Source organism: Qipengyuania sp., assembly GCF_043423005.1.
Lineage (GTDB): Bacteria > Pseudomonadota > Alphaproteobacteria > Sphingomonadales > Sphingomonadaceae > Qipengyuania.
In genome coordinates, this window is sequence record NZ_JBHWMI010000046.1 from 42634 (window position 1) to 65172 (window position 22539).

The following is a 22539-nucleotide window of genomic DNA, read 5'->3' on the forward strand; positions in this document are numbered from 1 at the left end:
TGCCTTCAGTCGAGATAGGCGATCAACTCGGCCACCGTCGTGGTCGCAAAGCCGATCGAACTGTCCGAAATGCCATAGGGTATGAGCAGGCCTTCGCCGACCTTCATCATCCCGCAGGTATAGACGACATTGGGCACATAGCCGGCCCGGTCCGCGTCCACCGCGGTGAGGATCGGCTCGCGCGAGCGGGCGATCACGCGGGACGGATCGTCGAGATCGAGCAGTGCGCAGCCGAGCGCATACTTGCGCATCGGCCCGACGCCGTGGGTCAGCAGCAACCACCCCTCGTCGGTGCGGATCGGACTGCCGCAATTGCCGATCTGAATGAATTCCCAGGGGTAGGCCGGCTCCATCAGCAAGGTGCCTTCGCCGTCCCAGCGATCAAGCCGGTCGGAGCGGAGCAGATAGAGGTTCTTGCCGTCCTGCCGGCCGATCATCAGGAAGTCTCCGCCGACCTTTTCCGGAAACAGCGCCATCCCCTTGTTGCGCGCCGCCTCGCCTTCGATGGCGGACAGGGTAAAAGTCTTGAAGTCGCAGGTCCGCAGCATTTCGGAACGGATCGTCGAGCCCGAATAGGCGGTATAGGTGCCGAGCCATTCGTAGTCCCCCCCGCCATGGTCGAACCTTACCATGCGCAGATCTTCGAGGCCGTTGCGCTGCTGTTCGGTGATCGGAAAGATGACGGTGTTGGACAGGGTCGAATCGGGATGCCGGTAAACGGTCACGCGTTCGTCACCATCGCTGAGCGAGGCGTCTTCCAGTTCGACCGAGGTGGCAAACGCGCTTTGCGGCCACAGTTCGAATCGCCCGTCGGCCTGCATGATGCCCTCGCGAAAGCCGATCGTGCTGATATGCCCTTCGCCGACCGCACGCAGCGACATGACGAAGCGGCACGCCCCGTCGCGCAGTCCCGACTGATCGGGGTGAGGCACGATCGAAGGGTTCATCAGCGCCGCCGCCGAATAGGCGTATTCATGGCAGAAATAGGCGCCGATCAGCCGCTTTCGTTCTTCGGAAAATCCGCGTCCGGCCAGTTCGAGCGCGTCCTCGACCTCGGCGAAGCGTTCGGCGAACATCGTGTCGGTCTGCCAGTGCCGGGGCTGGAAATCGGCCTGAACGCGGGCATATTCACGCGCGACCTCGGCTTCGCTAAGGGCGGCGATATCCTCGACCAGCCGCTCGGCCCGGCCGCTCGGGGAATTGCGAGCCTGCCACCCCAGATGGAACGGCCGCAGCACCACCCGCGCCGGGTCGGCATGCAACCTCAATTCGGCAATGCTTAGCGGACAATCCCTAAGTGACCCTTGAGACCGCAACATGATCTCCCGCTCCCGTCTGCCTGTCCTGTGCACGTACCGGATAGGCCGGGCGCGCGAAGGCACCTAGCATCGAAAGGTAAGAGAATTGATAGGCAAGGATCGATTCCGCTCCACAGTTTTCGTTCGCCCCGCGCGGTGTCACTCCATCACGGCAACGGCCGGTCAGCGGATCGGCCAGCACCGCGCCGCGATCGTTAACACCGAAGAACCACAGCCATGCCCGTTCGGCATGCTCGCGCCAGAGGGGTTCACCAGTGAGCGCATGGGCAAGCGCAGCCGCCTCGATCGCGGCCTGGGCCTCCAGCGGCTGCTGATCGAACGGCATCGATTCGAACTCCGCCCCGAAACTGTCCGAGCCGATGGGCCGGAACTGGCCGTTGGCCGAGGTTTGCTGGGCACAGATCCAGCGCAGCGTTTCCAGACCGACGCTGCGCGCCGCCGGATCGTCCAGCGCTTCGGATGCTTCGAGGAGCGCCTGGCACAGGCGGGGATTGTCATAGCCGAGGACTGCTTCGAACCACGCCCAGTCGGGCCGGCGGCCGGCATCGAACAGCCGCTTGAGAAGATCGGCCCCTTCGCGCAGGCATTTGTGCGACAGGCCGTGGGCAGGATCGACCCGCAGGTAAGCCGCCGCGCCGAGCATCGTGAAGGCGACCGCCCGGGGCGAACCGAGATCGAGCATATGGGGCATCGTGCGGGTGTACCAGTGCGCCGCCCACTGGCGCAGGCCTTCATCGGCGATGTGTGCGGCGCAGTAACCTAGCGCCCAGATCGCGCGGCCATTGGAATCTTCGGAACCCAGTTCCTCCGACCATTGCCGATCGAAGCGCATGAAATTGCGAAAGCCCCGCGCCTCCTCGTTCCACGCGGCCTGGATGAAGGCGGCAAAGCGGGTGGCGAGGATATGGCGCTGGCCCTCGTCCACGGTTTCGATCCGCGCGGCCAGCATCAAGGCGCGGGCATTATCGTCGAGGCAATAGCCGTGCTCGCGATCAGGGACGATGCCGGTCGCGTGCTGCAGCATGCCGGTATCGTCGCACATCGCCAGGAAGCCATGAGCCGCGGGGGCGCGGAGCGCGCCAGGCGCGGTTCGCGGGGCGGCTGCGGCCTCCCTCACCAGCGCGGCGGTGCGCGCCGCAAAGCGCGGCCAGATCGTCGTGCGCCCCTTGTCATAGGCGCAGCGCTGGATTGCTGCGAGGCGTTCGCGGTCGTCGAGCAGGGCGATGACCGCATCAGCGATTGCATCGGCGCTGTCCGGCTCGATCAGGACACCGACGCCGTCCGCCAGCAGTTCGCGCGCGTGGACATAGGGTGAGGAAATCACCGCCTTGCCGAGCGCGACCGCATAGCTGAGCGTGCCCGATGTCGATTGCTGGAGATTGAAATAGGGCGTCAGGTAAATATCGCAGGCCTCGATCTGGCCCAGCAGATCGTCGGTATCGAGGAAGCGATCCTCCCATTCGACATGCCGTTCGACCCCCAGGGTCCGCGCCAGGGACTGGAGCCGCTCGCGATAGGCTTCGCCTTCGCGGGCGACGAGATTGGGATGGGTGGCACCGACGATCCGGTACAGCACCTGCGGGTGCCGCTCGGCGATGCGGGGCAGGGCCTCGATGACCCGCTCCAAGCCCTTCCCGGGACCGAGCAGACCGAACGTCATCAGGACGTCGCGGCGTTCGAGGCCGAGCATCTGCTTGAAGGTGTCCTGCCGGCCGAAAGGTCGGTCGGGGGCGCCGTGCGCGATGACCCGGATGATTTCGTGGGGAGCCCCATAGCAGCGCGCCAGCAAGTCGCGCGAATGCTCGGACATGACCATCACCAGCGAGGCCCGCGCAATCAGGTGCTCGAGGATGCGCCGCTGGTTCGCGGAGGGTTCCTGAAGGACGGTATGCAGCGTCACGATCAGCGGGGCGGCAATGCGGTCGACGAATTCGCACACCAGTTCGCCATCGTTGCCGCCGAAGATCCCGTATTCGTGCTGCAACCAGACGGCATCGGCACCCGCCGCATTGATTGCCTGCGCGGCCCCGCGATAGGCCTGCGCGTCGTCCCGCAGGATCGTTGCGCCGGCACCGGGCGGGACGGGTTCGTCCACCCGGTCGACCAGTGCGTGAACTTCGGTAAGAATGTCGGCTTGATGAAGCGCCAGCTGCTCCACCAGATCGCTGGTGAATGTCGCGATACCGCATTTCAGCGGGGGAAAGTTCCCGACCACAGCGACCCGGAACGGAGTATCGGACCCCGCTCTACCGTCAACGAGCATGAAGGGCGCGGGCTGCCCGGATTTCCTGCTGCTCATGCCGAGACCTCAATGTTGCGACAACATCATCATACGGCGCAATTTGGATTTTGTTCCGCAGTGCAGCATAAACGCGAGCTGCGGCCTGTTGGCGTTACGAACCAGTCGGTGCTGCAAGCCCCCGTTCGATCAGGCGGTTGGCGATTTCTGCAATGTCCTGGAACGGCGGATCGGCGTCCTCCTGCCAGATGGCGAAGCGCAATCCGAGGAAGACGTTCATGCCCATCAGCGCCCAGGCCTCGATCTCGCCGACGTCGCCGCGAAAGGCGCCGGCCTGCCCCGCGCTCTGAAGCCGGGTCATGATCCGGCTGGCCACGGTGGTGTAATGATACCGATAGATCTCCGGATCGACGAATTCAGCCTCGTCGATGATGCGGTAGATCTCCTTGTGCGCCGAGGCGAAGCGCAGGAACGCCATCAACGCGCGGCGTTCGATGGCGAGGGGATCGTCTTCGCCCGCGATCGCGGCGCTGGCATCGCTGCGGACCTGCTGGCTGAGATCGAAGATCAGCGCCCGGAACAGGGCATCCTTGCTATCGAAATAGGTATAGAAGGTGCCCAGCGCGACCCCGGCCCGGGCGGTAATCGAACTGACGGACGCATCGTGGAAGCCGCGCTCGCCGAACTCGCGGGTCGCGGCGTCGAGCAGCTTGCGCATGGTCTTGCGACCGCGACTAGTGCGCGGTTCCCTCACATCGATCCGCAGTTTTTCCTGCATCCGGCCCACTCCCTCGGCAACATCGCTAGACAAGCGGATGATAGCGCTCAACATAAACTTGAAAGCCGGTTCATGTTTCAGTATCGAAGCGGCACAAGAAGGATGGGAGATGATGATGCGCTATTCTGGGATCGGTTCGGTTGCAGCACTGCTGTGCGGTGTCGCGGGTACGGCGCTGTTTGCGCCGGCGGCACTGGCGCAGGAGGCGCCCGGGCCGGACGAAGTTGAAACCACCGCCACCGCCACCGCTACCGTCGCTGACGAGCCCGAGAGCACGATCATCGTCACCGCTCGCCGCCGCGAGGAACGGCTGATCGACGTGCCGATCGCGGTCACCGCCCTTTCGGGTGAGGAACTGGCCGCCCGCGGCGCGCTGGACCTCACCGATGTCGCCCAAAGCGTGCCCAACGTCACGCTGGAGGCAAGCCGCGCGACCAATTCGACGCTGTCGGCATTCATTCGCGGTATCGGGCAGCAGGACCCTGTCTCGGGCTTCGAGCAGGGCGTCGGCATCTATCTCGACGATGTCTATCTCAACCGCCCGCAAGCCGCCGTGCTCGACATCTATGACGTGGAGCGGATCGAGATCCTGCGCGGACCGCAGGGCACCTTGTACGGCCGCAACACGATCGGCGGGGCGGTCAAGTATGTGACGCGCCGCATGCCGCAGGAATTCTCGCTTTCGGCGCGGGCGACATACGGGACCTACGATCAGGCCGAAGGTGTGGTCACCGTATCCGGCCCGTTGAGCGATCAGGTGCGGCTCGGCGGCTCGGTCGCCCGCCTGTCGCGCGGCGGATTCGGAGAAAACCTCACCACGGGCGCGGAAAACTACAACAAGGACATCTGGGCCGGCCGGCTGAGCATGGAAATGGGCGGCTACGGCGAGCCTGTGTTCGTCCGGATCAGCGGCGATTACACCAAGGACACCAGCGATCCGCGTGGCGGGCACCGGCTGATCCCGGGTCAGCTGTCGGGCGCGCCTGTGCTTGACGATGTCTACGACACCCGCGGCGGTCTCGTTGACCCGGAACAGGACGTGGAATCCTACGGCTTTGCCGTGAACGCCGAAATTTCGCTGAGCGACGCCCTCACTCTTCGCTCGATCTCCGCCTGGCGGAAGGACGACAGCTACAGCCCGATCGATTTCGATGCGCTGCCGGCGGTCGACGTCGATGTGCCCGGGGTGTATTTCAACGAGCAGCTCAGCCAGGAAGTCCAGTTCCTGTATGACAACGGACCGCTCAGCGGCCTGCTCGGCTTCTATTACCTCGACGCGAAGGCCGACACGCTGTTCGACGTGCGTATCTTCACGACTTTTGCCGGCCTTACCGCGTTCACCCAGGCCAATGTCGATACCGAGACCTATGCCATCTTCGGCGACCTTACCTTCGACGTTACCGACCGGGTCAGTGTTTCGGTCGGCGGACGCTACACCTGGGACGAGCGCCATGCAGAGATCCTGCGCCAGAACTACCTTGGCGGCGGCTCGCCCTTCTTCGGCGGTGCCGGCGTGCCGTTCGGCGCGCCCAGCACGGACTTTTCCGGTTCGCGCACGTACAAGCAGTTCACGCCGCGGGCATCGATCAGCTTCATGCCGACGCCCGATCACAACATCTACGCCAGCTATTCCAAGGGCTTCAAGGGCGGCGGCTTCGATCCGCGCGGCGTTGGCACCAACGCCCCCGATCTCGACGGTGACGGCGTGCGGTTGGACGATGAAATCTCCGCTTTCCTCAGCTTCGCGCCGGAAAAGGTCGATAGTTACGAAATCGGCTACAAGGGCAGCCTGATGGACGGTATGGTCAATGTCGCCGCCGCCGCCTTCGATGCCGACTATACCGACGTGCAGATCCCCGGCTCAGTCGCCTGCACCATCCAGGTCGGCACTCCGCCGCAGCCGACTCCGTCTTTCTGCGGGGTCGTCTCCAATGCCGGGGCGGCGACGTTCAAGGGCGTGGAACTCGAAGCCAGCGCGCGTCTCGGCAGCGGGTTCAACCTGTCGGGCTCGCTCGGTTACATCGACGCGCAGTACGATGAATACATCACCAACATCAACAACACGCCCACCGACGTATCCGACTTCCGCGAGGTCCAGAACACGCCCAAGTTCACGGCCAGCGGAACGGCAAGCTACGACATGGCGATGGGCGAGGGTGATCTCTACCTGGGAGCGACGGTTTCCTACCGCAGCAAGACCTATCAGTTCGAGATCCCCAACCCTTACATCGATCAGAAGGGCTATGCCCTGGTCGATGCCAGCATCGTCTATACCGCGCCGTCGGATCGCTGGTCGCTGGGCCTCTACGGCAAGAATCTGCTCGACAAGCAGTACAAGACCAGCGGCTACACCTTTATCGTGGCCGATCCGAGGACCGGTGAAATCCCGCTCGGCGCCGGGGGCTATCCTATTCCCTCGCTCGGGCGCGAAGGTACGCTAACGGCTTTCTACGGCAACCCGCGGCAGGTCTTCGTGACCGCCAGCCTGCGCTACTGACCTGCGTCGGACACGTAACGGCATTGCGGCCGCCGCTTCCACCGGGATGCGGCGGCCGTTTCGTTGGTAGGATCGCAGACCCGGCGCCGACCATTAACAATGGTTCACTGCGGAACATTTCGGCGATCGCAGTCTTGAGGGGAACAGCGCGATACTCTTCGCGAATCCTGCCAGACGAAAGTTCCCCTGCTTGATCCGCATTGCCGATTGCCTGCTGGCCATGGCCGCTCACGTTGGGAAGCAGCCACTGGTGGTTCTTGTCGCTTCCGACCATGCGGCCGAACGTCTGTCACTGGTGGCAGGTCATGCCTTTCCCGAAGTAGGGGTGCATTACTGCCCCTCGAGCGACGCCCTCCCCGGCGAAGCGGTGGGCGCATCGGCCGCCAATGCCGGTCAGCGTGTCGCGACGCTCCATGCAATGGGCACATCCTTCGCAGAAGGCGCCGCGCCCGTGCTGATCTGCGGCGCAGAGGCAAGCGTCCCCGCCTACGCCGCGCCCGATGCCTACCGCGCGCAGCCGCCGGTGCTCAAGGTCGGCGACCCGATCGACCTTGCCGCCTTTCGCGAACAGCTGGTAGGGATCGCCTACCGCACCGACGAACGGATCGACGAGCCGGGCGAAGTCGGCGAGGCGGGAGCCGTGCTCGATGTCTATCCGGTCGATGCGCCGCGTCCGGTGCGGATTGAGGTCGAGGACGGCAAGGTCCGCTCGCTACGCCGTTACGACCCGCTGTCGCAGGCCAGCACCGAGGATCTCGAGCGCACGGCTTTCGGCATCGCCGCCGAGCCGCCGGTGCCGACCGAACCGGTCACTCTGCTTGATCATGCACCGGGCGCAACGATCCTGATCGACCCGGGCTTTGCCCGCGCGCGCGCGCGATTGCTTGATCTCGCCAAGGACATCGACCCGGGCGGCGCGGTCCGCCGGATTTCGGCACGGGCGTGGGACGAGGCGCTGGCTGCGCACGAAACCGCCGTCATCGCCAGCGGCGAGGATACCCCGCATTTCGCCGGGAGGCGCAGGCCTTTGAAGGCGCTCGAAACCTTCCTCGCCCAGGAAAGCAAGGCAGGGCGCAAGGTCATCGTCGCCGGCAGTGCCCGCGATACCCGGTTCTTCGCCCGCAGGCTGGCGCAAATGCTGCCGGAAGATTTGCCGCGTTACGCCAGCCTTCCCGAAGCGATCGCCAGCGAGACGGTCCGCGGACTGATCGAAGTCCCGCTCGACGAAGGCACGGTGCAGGACGGCATCGTACTGATGGCGGCGGCGGACCTGCTGGGCTCGCGCGCGCAAGGCGAGCATGCGCTTTCCGGCCCGATTGAGGCCGATCCGCTGGCGATTGCGCTGCGGCTTGGCGATGCGGTGGTGCACGACGAGTTCGGCGTCGGCATCCTGCGCGGGGTGCAGGGTTTCGCCCATCCCGATCATGGCGAGAGCGCGGTGATCGAGCTTGAATACGCCAAGGGTGCGATCCGCCAGGTGCCGATTGCCGAGGCCGGCAAGCTGTGGCGCTATGGCAGTGACGGCGAGGCGGTGAAGCTCGACACCCTCGACGGCAAGAGCTGGCAGAAGCGACGGGGCGAGATCGATGTCGCCATTGCCGAGACTGCACGGCACCTGCGCGCGCTGGCGCGCGAACGCAGCAAGGCCGAAGCGCCGGTTTTCGAGCAGGACACGGCCGAATACGAACGCTTCGTCGATGGCTTTCCCTATAGCGAAACCGCCGAACAGCGGGCCGCGATCGAGGCCGTGCGCAGCGATCTTGCCTCGGGCAAGCCGATGGACCGCCTGGTCATCGGCGACGTCGGCTTCGGCAAGACCGAGGTGGCTCTGCGCGCCGCGGCGACCGTCGCCCTATCTGGCGCTCAGGTCGCTTTGATCGCGCCGACCACCCTGCTCGCCCGCCAGCATTTCGAGGAGTTTACCCGCCGCTTCAAGCGCGTCGGGATCGAGGTCGTCTCGCTGAGCCGGGCCAACAGCGCCGCCGAGCAGAAGGCGGCGCGCGCGCGGCTGGTGGATGGCAGTGCGAAGGTTGTCGTCGGCACGACCGCGATTGCCGCCAGGGACAGCCGGTTTGCCGATCTAGGCCTCGTCATCATCGATGAGGAACAGCGCTTCGGCGCAGCGCAGAAGGCACGGCTGGAAAAGCTGGGATCGGGACATATCCTGCGGTTGAGCGCGACGCCGATCCCGCGCACCCTGCAGGCGGCGCTGGTAGGTCTGAACGAGCTGTCGCTGATAACCACGCCGCCGGCCCGCCGGGTACCGGTCCAGACCGTGCTGGCGGATTTCGACGAAACGGCCGTACGGGCCGCGTTGCTGCGCGAACATGCGCGCGGCGGCCAATCCTTCGTCGTCGTGCCGCGGATCGAGGATCTGGCCGGCATGGAACACCTGCTGGCGAAGCTCGTCCCCGATCTCGAGGTCGTGACGGTGCACGGCAAGATGGGTTCGGCCGAGGCGGACGAGGCCCTGATCGGTTTCGCGGCGCGCAAGGGGCATATCCTTCTTGCCACCAGCATCATCGAAACCGGCCTCGACGTACCGCGCGCCAACACGATGGTGATCGCCGGATGCGACCGTTTCGGTGTGGGTCAGCTGCATCAGTTGCGCGGGCGGGTCGGCCGTTCGGCCCGGCGCGGCCACGTCCTGATGCTGAGCGCCCCGGGAACGGCGCTGAGCGAGCGGACCCGCAGCCGGCTGAATCAGCTGGTCGCCCATTCGGCGCTCGGCGCAGGATTCGCAGTGGCAGCCAACGATCTCGACATGCGCGGTGCCGGTGACCTTACCGGCGACGACCAGTCGGGCCACCTCAAGCTGATCGGGCTGGAACTTTACCAGACCCTGCTGACCCGAACCTTGCGGGCGCTTGCCGGCGAACCCCCGATCCCGCCGCTGCCGCAGATCACGGCGGGTGCCGACGCGCTGTTTCCCGAGGACTGGATCGTCGACGAGGAGGCGCGGATCGCCGCCTATATTCATCTCGCGCGGATCGAGGATGTTGCCGAACTCGATCGCTTCGCCGACGAGCTGGAGGACCGATACGGCGCCCTTCCGCCCGCGGCGCTGACCCTGCTCGCGACCCGCCGGCTGGCTCTGGCCGCGCGCGACCTCGGCATTGCCCGGATACAGGTCGGGCCGGGCGGGATCGCCTTCACCCCCCGCCCTGACGCGATGCTGCAGCCCGGCAAGGGTCAGCGCGAAAGCAGCGAACGCATCATCGCGGAACGGCACGAAGATGTCGGCCCCCTTGATGATGCCGCCGACGCGCTCGATGCGCTGGTCGCCGCGCCGGCGCCGGCGCGTCGCAAGGTGGCGGCAGCCTCTGCGTGATGGGGCATGGCGGCATGAGCCGGCGGCCGCCGCCGGCAGGAACAGGCACGATCGTCATCATTTCCGATCGGGTCGAACATTGTCCGCAAGCCCTTCAGTGCCACGCTGATGAGCAACTGGCGGGTGCGGACCTCGATGCATCGGTCGTGGTCGAAGGCGGGTATCTCGAACGGCTGCCGCTGGCGCTGATCGCGGCGGGGCGGTTTGCCACGGCAGAGATCTGGCACCATGCGACGGGAACCTCGCACTGCACCGCGGTGCGTCACTCCTCACGGCTGGTCCGGCGGACCTTTCCGCTGGATCAGCCACAGGCACCGTTCGACAATGCCGCGATGGCGCGGCGCTTGCGCGATCACGGGCCACCCGACCTGCTGGTCGTCTATGGCCTCGGTGTGTCGGAAGAGGTGCTGGCGGCGGCCGAGGGGGCCGTCATCGTCTACAACTCGATCGACGCGCCTTCCCTGCGCGTGCCGTTCGAGGTTTCGCGCCATTTCGATGTCGTCCTGGCCGGTGCGCAGTGGCAGGCCGACGAAATTCGCGCGCGTCACCCGGAAACGCCGGCCCCCATCCTTCCTGTCGGCCCCGAATTTGCTGCCACCGACCAGCTGCGCCCCTTGCACGGCGAAAAGGACTACGACCTCGTCTATGTCGCCGCCGCGCAGCGTTACAAGCGGCACGATATCCTGTTCGATGCGGTCGAGCGGCTGGCCGGCCGGGTGCGCGCTCTGTGCGTGTTCGGCTACGGCGAACTGGCGGAACCCTATCGCCAGGAGATCGCCGCGCGGGCACTTCCGATCGACTGCGTGATGCCCCCCGTTGTCCCGTTCGACGAAGTGAACCGATTGATGAACCGCGCGAAAATCGGCATAGTCGCGGGCATCGATGATGGCGCACCTGCCATAATCACCGAATACATGCTTGCAGGGCTGCCGGTGCTGGCCAATTCCGACCTGCGCTGCGGGCTGCAATATCTTCTTCCCGGAACCGGTGAGATTGCCGCCGCCGGGGACTGGCCCGGGACGATCGAAGCGATGCTTGTACGGATTGAGACATATCGCCCGCGAGAGATTGCCCTCGCCAAATGGAGCTGGCCGGTCACCGCTGCCCGCTTCCTCTCGCTTTACGACGATGCTCGGCACTCGAAGACCGGGCGCCACAACAATCCGGCCTGCGAAAAGGTGTCGCCATGCTGAAAGACGAGCTTTCCCGCAGCTCCAACGAATCCCCGTCACTCGCCACTACGCCGGCAACGGTGCACGCGGATTCACCCATCCCGCTGTCCCTGCCGCCAGAAGTGCCACTGGTCGCGTTTTCCCATCTGCGTTGGGATTTCGTCCGACAGCGCCCGCAGCATCTGTTGAGCCGGTTCGCGCGCGAGCGTGCGGTCTGGATCTGGGAAGAGGCGATCTGGTGCGATCACCATCTCCCGTATCTCGAATACCACCGCTTCAAGGGCGACGATGTCACCTCGTTGCGTCCCCGGGTGCCGCATTCCTGGTCCGCCGAGGACAAGATGGCCGCCTTGCAGGAACTGTACGCCCTGTTTTGCGAACAGACGCTTCGCTGCGCTCCGATCGCGTGGTTCTACACCCCTGCGATGATGCCCATCCAGGGCGACGGTGATGTCGAACTGATCGTCTATGATTGCATGGACGAGCTGTCTGCCTTTGCCCATGCGGACCCGGCGCTGATCGAACAGGAGCGCCGGCTGCTCGCCCGTGCGGACGTCGTCTTCACCGGCGGACGCAGCCTTTACGAAGCCAAGAAGAGCCGCAATCCCAACGTCCATGCCTTCCCCTCGGCCGTGGATACGGCGCATTTCGCGCGGGCGCGAAGCCTCGCCCCGCGCCAGCCCGACATCCGCACCGCCGGTTATTTCGGCGTGATCGACGAACGCCTCGATCTGGGGCTGGTGGCGAAGCTTGCCGATGCCCTGCCCGATTGGCGGATCGAAATGGTCGGCCCGGTGGTCAAGATCGATCCCGCATCGCTGCCCCGGCGCGCCAATATCGTCTGGTCCGGCCCGCGGGATTACGCCCAGCTGCCCGAGGTTCTGGGTGGCTGGAACGTTGCGCTGATGCCCTTCGCCCTGAACGAGGCCACCCGTTTCATCAGCCCGACCAAGACACCCGAATATCTCGCCGGGGGCCGTCCGGTCGTGTCCACCGCCATCGCGGATGTCATCGCCGATTGGGGCGAGGTGGAAGGCGTTGCCATCGCCCGCAATGCCGTGGCCTTTGCGAGCGCCGTCGAACAGGCCGGTGCGCTGCCCGCCGGCGGCGCATGGCTGGACGAGGTCGACCAGCGGCTCGAGCGGATCAGCTGGGACCGGACGCATGCGCAAATGAACATCCTCATGGCGCGGGCCTATCGGAAGCGGCGGGATGATACCTCTGGGCGCGCCCCGGCGTTGCTGCGCCGCGCGCGGCCCTACGATACGCTGGTCGTGGGGGCGGGGTTTGCCGGTTCGGTGATGGCCGAAAGGCTGGCGAGCGATGCCGGCCAGAAGGTGCTGGTGGTCGATCGCCGCCCGCATATCGCCGGCAATGCCTATGACGAAAAGGACGCCGCCGGCATCCTCATCCATCGCTATGGCCCGCACATCTTCCACACCAATAGCCGCGAGGTGTTCGACTACCTCTCGCAGTTCACCGAGTGGCGCCAGTACGAACACCGCGTCCTTGCCAGCGCGAACGGCAAACTGGTTCCGATGCCGATCAACCGGACGACGCTCGAACAGCTTTACGGGATCGACCTGCCCGACGACGAATCTGCCGCCGCGTTCCTCGCCGCCCGGGCGGACCCGCGCGATCCGATCGTCACTTCAGAAGACGTCGTGGTCTCGGCCGTGGGGCAGGAACTCTACGAGACATTCTTCCGCGGCTATACGCGCAAGCAATGGGGCCTTGATCCCGCCCAGCTCGACAAGACGGTGACCAGCCGGGTGCCCACCCGCACCGACCGGGACGATCGCTATTTCCAGGACAGCTTCCAGGCGATGCCGGCCGCTGGCTTCACCGCGATGTTCGCCCGGATGCTGGACCATCCCGGGATCGATCTGCGACTGGGGACGGAGTTTGCCGATCTCGATCCTGCCGCACTGGCCGGGCATGTGGTCTTCACCGGCCCGATCGACGAATACTTCGATTACCGCTTCGGCAAGCTTCCCTATCGCAGCCTGCAATTCCGCCACGAAACCCATGACGTGGAAGAATTCCAGCCGGTGGCTGTGGTGAACTATCCCGACGAGGCAGTGCCGTACACGCGGATTACAGAATACAAGAAGCTGACCGGGCAGTCCCACCCGGCGACCTCGATAAGCTACGAGTACCCCAGCAGCGAGGGCGACCCCTATTACCCGATCCCCCGCCCCGAAAATCAGGAGCTGTTCAAGCGGTACGAAGAATTGGCCCGCGCCTTGCCCGATGTGACGTTCGTCGGACGGCTGGCCAATTACCGGTATTACAACATGGACCAGGTCGTCGGCCAGGCACTGGCGACCTATCGCCGGATGGGTCTGGCCCCGGCCGAAGGCGGCGCGCTGGCCAAAGCGGCGGAATGATGCGGATCTGTCTGGCGACCGATAGCGCCGCACCATCCGGCATGGGCGTGCATATGCTGACCCTTGCCGGGGCCATGGCGGATTGCGAGATCGTGTTCCTCGCGCCGCGCGATACCTCGCTGTTCGCCGAGGCGCGGCAAGCCTACGCGGTCAAGGCGCTGCCCGATGATGCGGATCACCTGACGGCTTTCCTGAGGCGAGGCGCGTTCGATCTGGTTCACGTCCACGCCGGGATCGGCTGGGAGGGACATGACATCGTCGAGGCGGCAGCAGCTGCCGGCGTGCCCGTCATCCGTAGCGAACACCTGCCCTTCCTGCTGACCGATGCCAGGCAAAAGGAACGATATGCCGGCAACGCGCGCCATCTTGCCGCCACCATCGCAGTCAGCGACGCGGTAGCGCTGTCCTATGAGGAAAGCGGGCTGGTCGAACAGCGCCCGGTGACGATCCGCAACGGGATCGCCCCGCCCGCGCTGACGAGTAGTGTCTCGGTGCGCTACGAACGGCTGGACGCACGGCCACTGCTGCTGAACATCGGGCGGCTCGCGGCACAGAAGAACCAGCGCCTGCTGATCGATGCGGCGATGCTGCTGGCGGCTGAAGGACGCCCGGTCGATCTGATCCTCGCCGGCGATGGGCCGGATCGGGACCAGCTGCTGGCGCATATCGCGGGGGCCGGTGCCGAGCCTTACGTGCGGCTGATGGGCCACCGGGCCGATGCCGCCGCCCTGCTGGGCGTAGCGGACCTTTATGTTCACGCCTCGCAGTTCGAGGGGCTGCCGCTGGTCGTCCTCGAAGCGATGGCGGCGGGCCTGCCGATCGTCGCGCGCTCCGCCCCCGGAATCGACGAGGCGCTGGACGAGACGACTGCCCGGCTGGTTGCGGGCGACGATGCCCGTGCGCTTGCCGATGCCATCGCCGAGGTGCTCGACCAGCCCGAGGAGGCTGCCCGCCGTGCTGCCGCCGCGCAGCAACGCCAGCAGCGCGATTTCGATGCAGCCCGCATGGCGGCCGAAACCCATGCCCTTTACCAGACCCATGCCAGAAAAGGATCGCCCTTGAACCAGCTTCGCATCGGCTTCGTCGGCGCAGGCGGCATCGCCTGCCGTCACCGCGATGTCCTCAAGAGCATGGAGGACGTCCGCATCGCCGCTGCGTTCGACACCGACGAAGAACGGGCGCGGACCTTCGCCGAGGATGTCGGCGCCAGGGTGTTCGGCGACTGGGAAACGATGCTGTCGTCGGGCGACATCGATGCGGTGTTCATTTGCGTTCCGCCCTTCGCCCATGGCCCGATCGAGGCTGCGGTGATCGCCGCCGGCCTGCCGTTCTTCGTCGAGAAACCGGTCGCCCTGTCGCTCGACGAGGCGGAACGGATCGCCAGTGCGGTCGAGGCCCGCGGGTTGGTGACCGGGGTCGGCTATCACTGGCGCTGGCTCGATTCGCTGGGCGCGGTCGAGCAGGCACTGGGCGGCAAGCGTCCGCGCCTGATCTCGGGCTACTGGCTCGATTCGACCCCGCCGGTCGAATGGTGGTGGAAGCAGGATAAATCAGGCGGGCAGATGCTCGAGCAGGCGACCCATATCGTCGACCTCGCGCGCTATCTGTGCGGTGACGTCATGACGGCCTACGGCCTAGCCGAGCATAGCGACCGAGGATCGCATCCCGGCCTCGATGTCGCCACCGCCTCGACCGCAACACTCGGCTTTGCCGACGGGGCGATCGGGAATTTTGCCGCGACCTGTCTTCTGGGGTGGAACCACCGCGTCGGGCTGCATCTGTTCGGCGACGGGTTCGCGGTCGAACTGACCGATCACGACGTCATGATCGATGTCGGCGCGGGTCGCCCGGTAACGCACAACCAGTCCGACCCCGTCTGGCATCAGGACCGCGCCTTCGTCGAAGCGGCGCTGGGGCAGGAGAACCGGATCCGCTGCACCTACCGTGATGCGGTCGAGACCTTGCGGGTGATGGATGCGATCGAACGTTCCGCTTGTTCGGGCGAGGTCGTGCGCCTCCAGTCCGAGCCGCGCGGGCTGGAGGCGGCGGCATGAGCATGCGCCATATCCGCAGCCTCGGCTTCGAGGCGCCCGGGCAGCCGTATTTCGCCGGTTATGACGAACACGACCCCCACCCCTGGGAACTGCGTGTACAGACAACCTATTCGGGCTTTTCCGCCGGCACCGAGCTCACCTTCATGAAAGGCACCAACCCCTACCTTCATTCCCGCTGGGACGAAGGGCGCCGGGTGTTCGTGCCGGGTGAGGCGGGGATGCACTACCCCGTCCCCTTCGTCGGCTACATGGAAGTCGGCATGGTGATCGAGGGCGAGACCCGCGGCGTCGCTCCGGGAACCACCATTGCCGGGGCGTGGGGCCACAAGAGCGGGCACGTCATCGCGCCGGATCGCGACCGTTTCTTCGTGCTGCCCGATGAAATCGATCCCATGCTCGGCGTATATGTCGGCCAGATGGGTCCGATTGCGGCCAACGGGCTGCTCTATGCCGATCACGAGCTCGCCGGCGCCGGCAGCACCACGCTCGGCAGCAGTCTGGCCGGGCGCCCGGTGCTGGTGTTCGGCGCAGGGGTCGTCGGGTTCTTTACCGCGCTCTTCGCCCAGCGCGCCGGGGCGAGCGAGGTGGTGATCGCCGATCCCTCGCCTTTCCGCCGGCTGCGGGCCGAAACCCTCGGCTTTGCCGCGATGACCGAAGCGGACGCGGTCGATCATGCCAAGGCGCGCTGGCGCGGGGCCGATCTCGTCTTCCAGACCCGTGCCAGCGGCGAAAGCCTGCACAACGCGATGAAGGCGCTGCGCCCGCATGGCTGCGTGATCGACCTCGCGTTCTACCAGGGCGGGGCCGACGCGGTGCGGCTGGGCGAGGAATTCCATCACAACTGGCTGTCGATCCGCTGCGCCCAGATCGGACGCGTGCCCCCGGGGATGGACCGGCTGTGGGATCACGAGCGGCTGGGGCGCGAAACGATCGCCCTGCTCGCCGACCGCGGTGCGGCGATCCGCCAGCAGCTGATCACCCATGTCGTCCCGTTCGACGAAGCGCCCGATTTCCTGCGGCACCTTGTCGCGGAACGGCCGGAGTTCATCCAGATCGTGTTCGCCTACGCATGACCGCGGCAATCCCGGGTAACCTGGCGCCGCAGCCGCCGGCGCCGCTGCGCATCCTGTTCGTGTTCGCCTGGCTGGTTGTCGGCGGGGAGGAAACCGAGGTCCGGCTGCTGGCCGAAAACCTCGACCCGGCCCAGTTCCGGATCGACGTGGTGGCGTGCTTCCGCAAGCCGGAGATGCCCGAACAGACCCATGAGCAGCTGCGGGCGGCGGGCGTCCGGGTCGATACCACGCCCTATGCGCTCGATTTCGGGGCGACGATATCGTACCTCGCCTCGATCGTCCCGGCCTATGACGTCGTGGTCTCCTGCCAGAACGTTGCCGACATCTACCCGGCGCTGGAGCGGCTGCACCTCCGCCCGCCGTTGATGGAGCATGGTGGGCTCGTCTCAGAGGCGCTGGCCGGGCCGAAGCATTTTACCAAACGCTATGTCGGGGTGTGCGACACGATCCGTGACGCCGCGGCGGGCCGGATGCCAGGGCGCGAGCACCACGCGCTCAAGATTCCCTCGATGGTCGATCTTTCGTCATTCGATCCCGCCCACCGCGCCGCGACGCGCGCCCAGCTCGGCATTGCGGCGGATGACGTGCTGGTGGGATGGGTCGGCCGGCTCGATGCCAAGAAACGGGTCGAGGATTTCATCGATGCCGCGGCCTTGCTCGCCGGCGACAATCCGTCACTCCGGTTCGTGGTCATCGGCGGCCCCGATGCCTTCATGCCTGAATACGCCGCGGCGCTTCATGCACGGGCAGAGAACAAGGGGCTGGGGCAGCGGTTGCGCTTTCTCGGCGACCGCAAGGATATTCCCGAACTGCTGAGCGCGCTCGACATCTTCGTCTGGCTATCCCGCGGCGAAGGGATGCCGCACGTCATCGCGGAAGCCGGTGCGGCCGGCCTGCCGGTGATCGCCACGCCCGACAATGGCGCGCTCGAACAGATCGCGGACGGGGTTTCGGGCCTGTTCGTGCCCCACGAGGATCCCCCCGCCGTGGCGCGCGCAATCGCCCGCCTTGCGGCTGACGAGCCGCTGCGCCAGCGGTTGGGCGCGGCGCTGCGACAGAAGATCGAAGCCGAGTATTCGACCGCCGCGGTCATCCCGCAATGGGAGCGTCTGTTTGCCGAGGTTGCCGCAGAACGCACCCCGCAGCGGACCGGCGGCCTGTTCGCCTCGCCCGTCCTTGGCGGGTTCGAGTGCTCCTCGCACCGCCGCGCCCACGATCGGGAGCGGCGCGACATGATCGCGCTCAGCCAGCACGATCGGCGCGCAGGCGAACATTATCGCCTTGCTGCCAGCCTGGGCATGAGCGCCGTTCGCGACGGACTGCGCTGGCATCTGATCGAACAGCAGGCGGGGGTCTACGACTGGTCTAGCGCCGAACAGCAGCTCGCCGCCGCCCGCGAGTGCGGGATGACCGTCATCTGGGACATCATGCATTACGGCTATCCCGACTGGCTCGACCTGTGGGACGCCGACTTTGCTCCCCGCTTCACCGCATTCGCCCTAGCCGCGGCGGACCGAATCTCGCGCGACACGCGCGGGCCGATGCACCTGTGCCCGATCAACGAGATCAGCTTTTTCGCCTGGGGTGGCGGCGACGTGGGTTATCTCAATCCCTTCGCCCACGGCCGCGGGCATGAATTGAAGGTGCAGCTGTCGCGGGCGGCGATCATGGCGACCCGGGCAATCCGCAAGGCGCATCCCGATACGCGCTTCTTCACCTGCGAGCCGATGATCCATGTCTTTCCGCATCCGCACGATGCGGCCTCGACGCCTCATGCCGAAGGGCATCGCCATGCCCAGTATCAGGCATTCGACATGATCGCCGGCTATGCCTGGCCGCAGATCGGCGGCGAGCCGTCGCTGCTCGACGTGGTCGGCGTGAACTTCTATCACAACAACCAGTGGGTTCACGGGCAAGGGCCGATTGCCTGGACCGATCCTCACCGCCGGCCGCTGCGCGACCTGCTGGCCGAGGTTTACGCGCGCTATGGTCGCCCGCTGATGATTTCGGAAACCGGGATCGAGGGTGACGAGCGCGAGGCCTGGATCGATTATGTCGGCAGCGAAGTCGCCGCGGCCATTGCGCGCGGGGTGCCGGTCGAAGGTATCTGCCTCTACCCGGTGCTCGGCCATGTGGGATGGGACGACGAGCGCTATTGCCCCAATGGTCCGATCGACATGACGGCCGACGGGCAGCGCACGATCCACTCCCCCTCGCGGGCCGCTATCGCCCGCGTCCGCCGCACTCTGGAGGGGGCGGTGGAGCCGGCAGCTGGTGACACCCGCGCACCGCCCGCCATGCCCGATGTGCGGACGCTGGCAGCCAATCCCGGCTAGGCGGCCGCCGCGCGTCCTGCCCCGCCCAGCGCCTCTTCGGCATCGGGCCAGTCGCCATCGGGCAATGCCGGCTGCGCGTCGAGCCAGGCGCCGTCACGCTTGAGCACCAGCCGGTCGCATTGAAGGGCGATATCCTCGGGGCCGAGCGCCACGAGCCGTTCGCCCAGCCCTTCGCCGGCGCTCAAGCCGACGACGACGTAGCTTACCCGGCTATCGTCGCAGCCGAGAAGGATATCGACCCCGTGGCCCAGTTTCTCGCCCGCTTCGTCGACCAGCGGCAGGGCGGCGATGCCCGCCGCCGGCATCAGTGTCGGCCCGCGCGAGCGGCGCGACTTCGCCGAGGCGGCCTTGGCCCCATCCTCGTAACTTCTCTGCCGGCCGAGCCAGCGCCAGATGCCGACGATGTTGACGAGTGTAAGAAAGGCGTTGGTGACGATCAGTTCGGTCTGCCCGCCGGCAAAGCCCAGGAATGTCCAGGCAAGCGAGCCGATGGTAAACACCACGAAGCCCGATCCGGTCATCCGCGCGCCGAGGTTGGCGGCCGTCATCATGGCTGCGATCATCGTGGCCGCCGGGGCCAGATATTGCGCGATGGTTTCGCCGTTCACCGGTAAGTCCCCCGTTCTTCGTCCAAGCTGCCGGCGGCTTTAGCGGCGGTGCAGCGGCCGGGCCATGATCCGGTGCAGCTTCGCCACCACCAGGTCAGGCAGGACATCCGCAACGCCGTATTGCAGGCGCGCGAACAGGCCGCTGACGACCTTGCGCCGGCCATTGACCAGCCCGTCGTATCCGTCCTGTGCGACATCGGCGGGCGAATACTTGGGCCCCCTGCCGACCAGTGTATCGCGCATGCCCGCCTTGTCGAAGAACGCAGTGTCGACCGCTCCCGGCAAGAGGCAGGTCAGGGTTACCGGGCTTTCCGCCAGTTCCTCGGCAAGACCGGCGCAGAACTTGACGACGAAAGCCTTGGTCGCGTTGTAGGTCAGATTGAACGTCCCCGGCATGTCGGCCACGATCGAACCGGTGACGAGGATGCGTCCTGCGCCGCGCTGTTCCATCTGCCGCGCGGCCGCGTGGACGAGCCGGGTGGTATTGGTAAGGTTGGTCGCGATGATATGCCCGATCTGCCCCCAGTCCTGATCCAGGAACCGGCCGCCGTGCCCTTCGCCGGCATTGGCCACCAGCACGTCGACCTGCCGGCTCTGAACGATCTCGAGCAGCGCTTCGATTCCTTCGTCCGTGCCGAGATCCGCCTCCAGCACCTCGACCTTGCGTGCGCCGGCGGCGCGGATTTGCATCCGGGCATCAGACAGATTCTCGTCGGCGACCAGCAGCATGTCGCACCCGTCCCGGGCGACGAGCCGGGCGAGTTCGAGACCGATGCCCGATGAGGCACCGGTCACGATGGCGAAACCGCTCAGCTTACGCGGCATCGGCGCTGGCCATGCCCGGCTTGAGAACGACCTTGGTCCAGGTGTCCTGCTCGCTATGGAAGTTCTTGTAGCCTTCCGCCGCCTGTTCGAGCGGCAGCCGATGCGAGATTAGGAAGGTCGTATCGAGCTTCCCGTCCTCGATCATCTTGAGCAGCTTCGTGGTGTATTTCTGGACATGGGTCTGGCCCGACCGGATCTGGAGACCCTTCTCCATCATCGCGCCGAGCGGCCATTTATCCGTCATCCCGCCATAAACGCCGGGGATCGAGACCTTGCCGCCGAACCGCACTGCCAGCAGCGCCTGCTTGAGCGCCGCGGCACGATCGGCACCGATCCCGATCGTCTGCTTGACGGTATCGAGCACGTTGTCGATCGCAAAGCCGTGGGCTTCCATGCCGACCGCGTCGATCACCACGTCGACGCCGATGCCGCCCGAGGCTTCCATCAACGCCTCGCGGACGTTCACCTCCTTGAAGTTGATCGTCTCCGCGCCGAGCTTCCGGGCGAGCTCGAGGCGATGCGGGTAATGGTCGATCGCGATGACCTTCGCCGCGCCCATGACGATGGCCGACTGGATGGCGAACAGTCCCACCGGCCCGCAGCCCCAGACCGCCACGGTATCGTCAGGCTCGATGTCGGCGTTCTCCGCCGCCATCCACCCGGTCGGCAGGATGTCGGACAGGAACAGAACTTTCTCATCTTCCAGATGTTCGGGCACAACCAGCGGCCCGACGTCGGAGAACGGCACACGGACATATTCCGCCTGTCCGCCGGAATAGCCGCCGGTGAGGTGCGAATAACCGAACAGGCCCGACATCGGCTGGCCATAGAGCGCCGCCGACATGTCCTGCTTTTCCGCCGGATTGGAATTGTCGCAGGCGCTGTACTGCTGCACCTTGCAATGAAAGCATCCACCGCACGCGATGGTGAAGGGAACGACGACGCGCTGCCCCTTCTTGAGCGTGCTGTCCTTGCCGGTCTCGACCACTTCGCCCATGAATTCATGACCAAGGATGTCGCCCGGCATCACTCCGGGAATGACGCCGTCGTACAAGTGAAGGTCGCTGCCGCAGATCGCGGTCGAGGTGATCTTGATGATCGCATCGCGCGGGTTGATGATTTCCGGATCGTCGACGGTCTCGACGCGGACGTCGTGGGTTCCGTGCCAGGTCAATGCGCGCATTATGCAGTCTCCTTCTGACGCGCAGCGCGCGTGTCTTCGCGGCGGCGGGCGGAGGTCGCGATCTCGCCCGTCTCCATCAGCATCTTGAATCGTTTGAGGTCATGCCGGGCCTGGATCGCCGGTTCGCGCCGGAACAGCTTGGCAAACAGCCGGCCGAGCTCGCCCGCCGGCGGATCGTAGTCGATCTGCAAGGTGACCCTGGTCCCGCGGTCGCCCGGCGCATCGGCAAAGCTTACCCGTCCGCGGGTCGCGATGTCCGAGCCTTCGACGGATTCCCAGGCAATCGTCTCGCCGTCCCTGTCCTCGGTAACTCTGGTGCGCAGCGTCACGGTCCGCCCGATCGGGGCGCGCACCACCCATTCGCTGACCCCCTCGGCATCGCCGGGGCGGATCGCCTCGAGATTTTCCATCACCTGCTCGAGGTTGGTGAAGTCGCGCCAGAAACGGTAGAGTTCGCCGCGCTCCTTGCGGATCGTGACGGTGCGCACGGCATCCGCATCGGGATCGTAATCGGTCAGCCGCGTGCCTTCGGCCTCGGCCTTCACCTTGCGGGTATAGGCAAGGGCGGCCCCCGCCCCTGCAAGCCCCAGGGCAAGGCTTGCGCCGAGCACCCGTCCAGCGTTTGTTCGATGGTCTCTCACCGGCAATTCTCCGTTCCTGTCGCCGTGGCGGCGGGCGCCGCACCAGGCCGCCGCGGCGATTTGCACTGGCCGCTCGTCGCTCCATCAAGGATG

General features: G+C 66.0%; 14 protein-coding genes. 7 read left to right on the forward strand and 7 right to left on the reverse strand.

What is annotated here, in order from left to right:
• Nucleotides 1–5: 5 nt before the first annotated feature.
• The 3 genes from ACHFFA_RS07750 to ACHFFA_RS07760 all read right to left on the reverse strand — a co-directional run bounded on the left by ACHFFA_RS07750 (nt 6) and on the right by ACHFFA_RS07760 (nt 4336).
• The gene (locus ACHFFA_RS07750) at nt 6–1319 is read right to left on the reverse strand and encodes a glycoside hydrolase family 130 protein (RefSeq protein WP_394270269.1); all 1314 of its coding nucleotides are present in this window, start codon (nt 1317–1319) and stop codon (nt 6–8) included.
• A complete protein-coding gene (locus tag ACHFFA_RS07755) occupies nt 1294–3582 on the reverse strand; it encodes a glycosyltransferase family 4 protein (protein ID WP_394270270.1) in 2289 nt (762 codons plus the stop codon). The genes ACHFFA_RS07750 and ACHFFA_RS07755 overlap by 26 nt, the downstream gene beginning before the upstream one ends.
• Before the next feature lie 130 nt (nt 3583–3712).
• A complete protein-coding gene (locus ACHFFA_RS07760; RefSeq protein ID WP_394270271.1) occupies nt 3713–4336 on the reverse strand; it encodes a TetR/AcrR family transcriptional regulator in 624 nt (207 codons plus the stop codon).
• Between the two features lie 112 nt (nt 4337–4448).
• Here ACHFFA_RS07760 and ACHFFA_RS07765 point away from each other — a divergent pair, with 112 nt between their 5' ends.
• The 7 genes from ACHFFA_RS07765 to ACHFFA_RS07795 all read left to right on the forward strand — a co-directional run bounded on the left by ACHFFA_RS07765 (nt 4449) and on the right by ACHFFA_RS07795 (nt 19189).
• Nucleotides 4449–6833 carry a TonB-dependent receptor gene (locus ACHFFA_RS07765; RefSeq protein ID WP_394270272.1) on the forward strand — a complete coding sequence of 795 codons (2385 nt, stop codon included), beginning with the start codon at nt 4449–4451 and terminating at the stop codon, nt 6831–6833.
• A 220-nt stretch (nt 6834–7053) separates the two neighbouring features.
• Entirely contained in the window at nt 7054–10164 is a 3111-nt protein-coding gene (locus ACHFFA_RS07770) for a DEAD/DEAH box helicase (RefSeq protein WP_394270273.1), read from the forward strand.
• A 14-nt stretch (nt 10165–10178) separates the two neighbouring features.
• Nucleotides 10179–11357 (forward strand): glycosyltransferase, encoded by a 1179-nt coding sequence (locus ACHFFA_RS07775; RefSeq protein ID WP_394270274.1) that lies wholly within the window; start codon nt 10179–10181, stop codon nt 11355–11357.
• Nucleotides 11351–13726 carry a UDP-galactopyranose mutase gene (glf, locus tag ACHFFA_RS07780; RefSeq protein ID WP_394270275.1) on the forward strand — a complete coding sequence of 792 codons (2376 nt, stop codon included), beginning with the start codon at nt 11351–11353 and terminating at the stop codon, nt 13724–13726. Before ACHFFA_RS07775 ends, glf begins: the two co-directional genes overlap by 7 nt.
• Nucleotides 13723–15780 carry a glycosyltransferase gene (locus tag ACHFFA_RS07785; RefSeq protein ID WP_394270276.1) on the forward strand — a complete coding sequence of 686 codons (2058 nt, stop codon included), beginning with the start codon at nt 13723–13725 and terminating at the stop codon, nt 15778–15780. The genes glf and ACHFFA_RS07785 overlap by 4 nt, the downstream gene beginning before the upstream one ends.
• Entirely contained in the window at nt 15777–16853 is a 1077-nt protein-coding gene (locus ACHFFA_RS07790) for a zinc-binding alcohol dehydrogenase (RefSeq protein ID WP_394270277.1), read from the forward strand. Before ACHFFA_RS07785 ends, ACHFFA_RS07790 begins: the two co-directional genes overlap by 4 nt.
• The gene (locus ACHFFA_RS07795; protein ID WP_394270278.1) at nt 16850–19189 is read left to right on the forward strand and encodes a glycosyltransferase; all 2340 of its coding nucleotides are present in this window, start codon (nt 16850–16852) and stop codon (nt 19187–19189) included. Before ACHFFA_RS07790 ends, ACHFFA_RS07795 begins: the two co-directional genes overlap by 4 nt.
• Here ACHFFA_RS07795 and ACHFFA_RS07800 read toward each other — a convergent pair.
• From ACHFFA_RS07800 to ACHFFA_RS07815, 4 genes are read right to left on the reverse strand one after another with little or no spacing between them, the layout of a single operon-like run.
• Complete coding sequence (locus ACHFFA_RS07800) at nt 19186–19797, reverse strand: PRC-barrel domain-containing protein (protein ID WP_394270279.1); 612 nt, start codon at nt 19795–19797, stop codon at nt 19186–19188. The two genes, ACHFFA_RS07795 and ACHFFA_RS07800, sit on opposite strands and share 4 nt — an antisense overlap.
• A gap of 39 nt (nt 19798–19836) precedes the next feature.
• Nucleotides 19837–20622, reverse strand: a complete 786-nt coding sequence (locus ACHFFA_RS07805; protein WP_394270280.1) for an SDR family NAD(P)-dependent oxidoreductase — start codon at nt 20620–20622, stop codon at nt 19837–19839.
• Complete coding sequence (locus ACHFFA_RS07810; protein WP_394270281.1) at nt 20612–21805, reverse strand: zinc-dependent alcohol dehydrogenase; 1194 nt, start codon at nt 21803–21805, stop codon at nt 20612–20614. Before ACHFFA_RS07810 ends, ACHFFA_RS07805 begins: the two co-directional genes overlap by 11 nt.
• Nucleotides 21805–22446, reverse strand: coding sequence for an SRPBCC family protein (locus ACHFFA_RS07815; RefSeq protein ID WP_394270282.1), 642 nt, complete (start codon nt 22444–22446; stop codon nt 21805–21807). Before ACHFFA_RS07815 ends, ACHFFA_RS07810 begins: the two co-directional genes overlap by 1 nt.
• Nucleotides 22447–22539 lie beyond the last annotated feature (93 nt).

What these genes read in the sequence shown, in the direction of transcription:
- ACHFFA_RS07750 (WP_394270269.1), bottom strand. Translation starts at nt 1,319, where the DNA reads ATGTTGCGGTCTCAAGGGTCACTTAGGGATTGTCCGCTAAGCATTGCC.
- ACHFFA_RS07755 (WP_394270270.1), bottom strand. Translation starts at nt 3,582, where the DNA reads ATGCTCGTTGACGGTAGAGCGGGGTCCGATACTCCGTTCCGGGTCGCT.
- ACHFFA_RS07760 (WP_394270271.1), bottom strand. Translation starts at nt 4,336, where the DNA reads ATGCAGGAAAAACTGCGGATCGATGTGAGGGAACCGCGCACTAGTCGC.
- ACHFFA_RS07765 (WP_394270272.1), top strand. Translation starts at nt 4,449, where the DNA reads ATGATGCGCTATTCTGGGATCGGTTCGGTTGCAGCACTGCTGTGCGGT.
- ACHFFA_RS07770 (WP_394270273.1), top strand. Translation starts at nt 7,054, where the DNA reads ATGGCCGCTCACGTTGGGAAGCAGCCACTGGTGGTTCTTGTCGCTTCC.
- ACHFFA_RS07775 (WP_394270274.1), top strand. Translation starts at nt 10,179, where the DNA reads ATGAGCCGGCGGCCGCCGCCGGCAGGAACAGGCACGATCGTCATCATT.
- glf (WP_394270275.1), top strand. Translation starts at nt 11,351, where the DNA reads ATGCTGAAAGACGAGCTTTCCCGCAGCTCCAACGAATCCCCGTCACTC.
- ACHFFA_RS07785 (WP_394270276.1), top strand. Translation starts at nt 13,723, where the DNA reads ATGATGCGGATCTGTCTGGCGACCGATAGCGCCGCACCATCCGGCATG.
- ACHFFA_RS07790 (WP_394270277.1), top strand. Translation starts at nt 15,777, where the DNA reads ATGAGCATGCGCCATATCCGCAGCCTCGGCTTCGAGGCGCCCGGGCAG.
- ACHFFA_RS07795 (WP_394270278.1), top strand. Translation starts at nt 16,850, where the DNA reads ATGACCGCGGCAATCCCGGGTAACCTGGCGCCGCAGCCGCCGGCGCCG.
- ACHFFA_RS07805 (WP_394270280.1), bottom strand. Translation starts at nt 20,622, where the DNA reads ATGCCGCGTAAGCTGAGCGGTTTCGCCATCGTGACCGGTGCCTCATCG.
- ACHFFA_RS07810 (WP_394270281.1), bottom strand. Translation starts at nt 21,805, where the DNA reads ATGCGCGCATTGACCTGGCACGGAACCCACGACGTCCGCGTCGAGACC.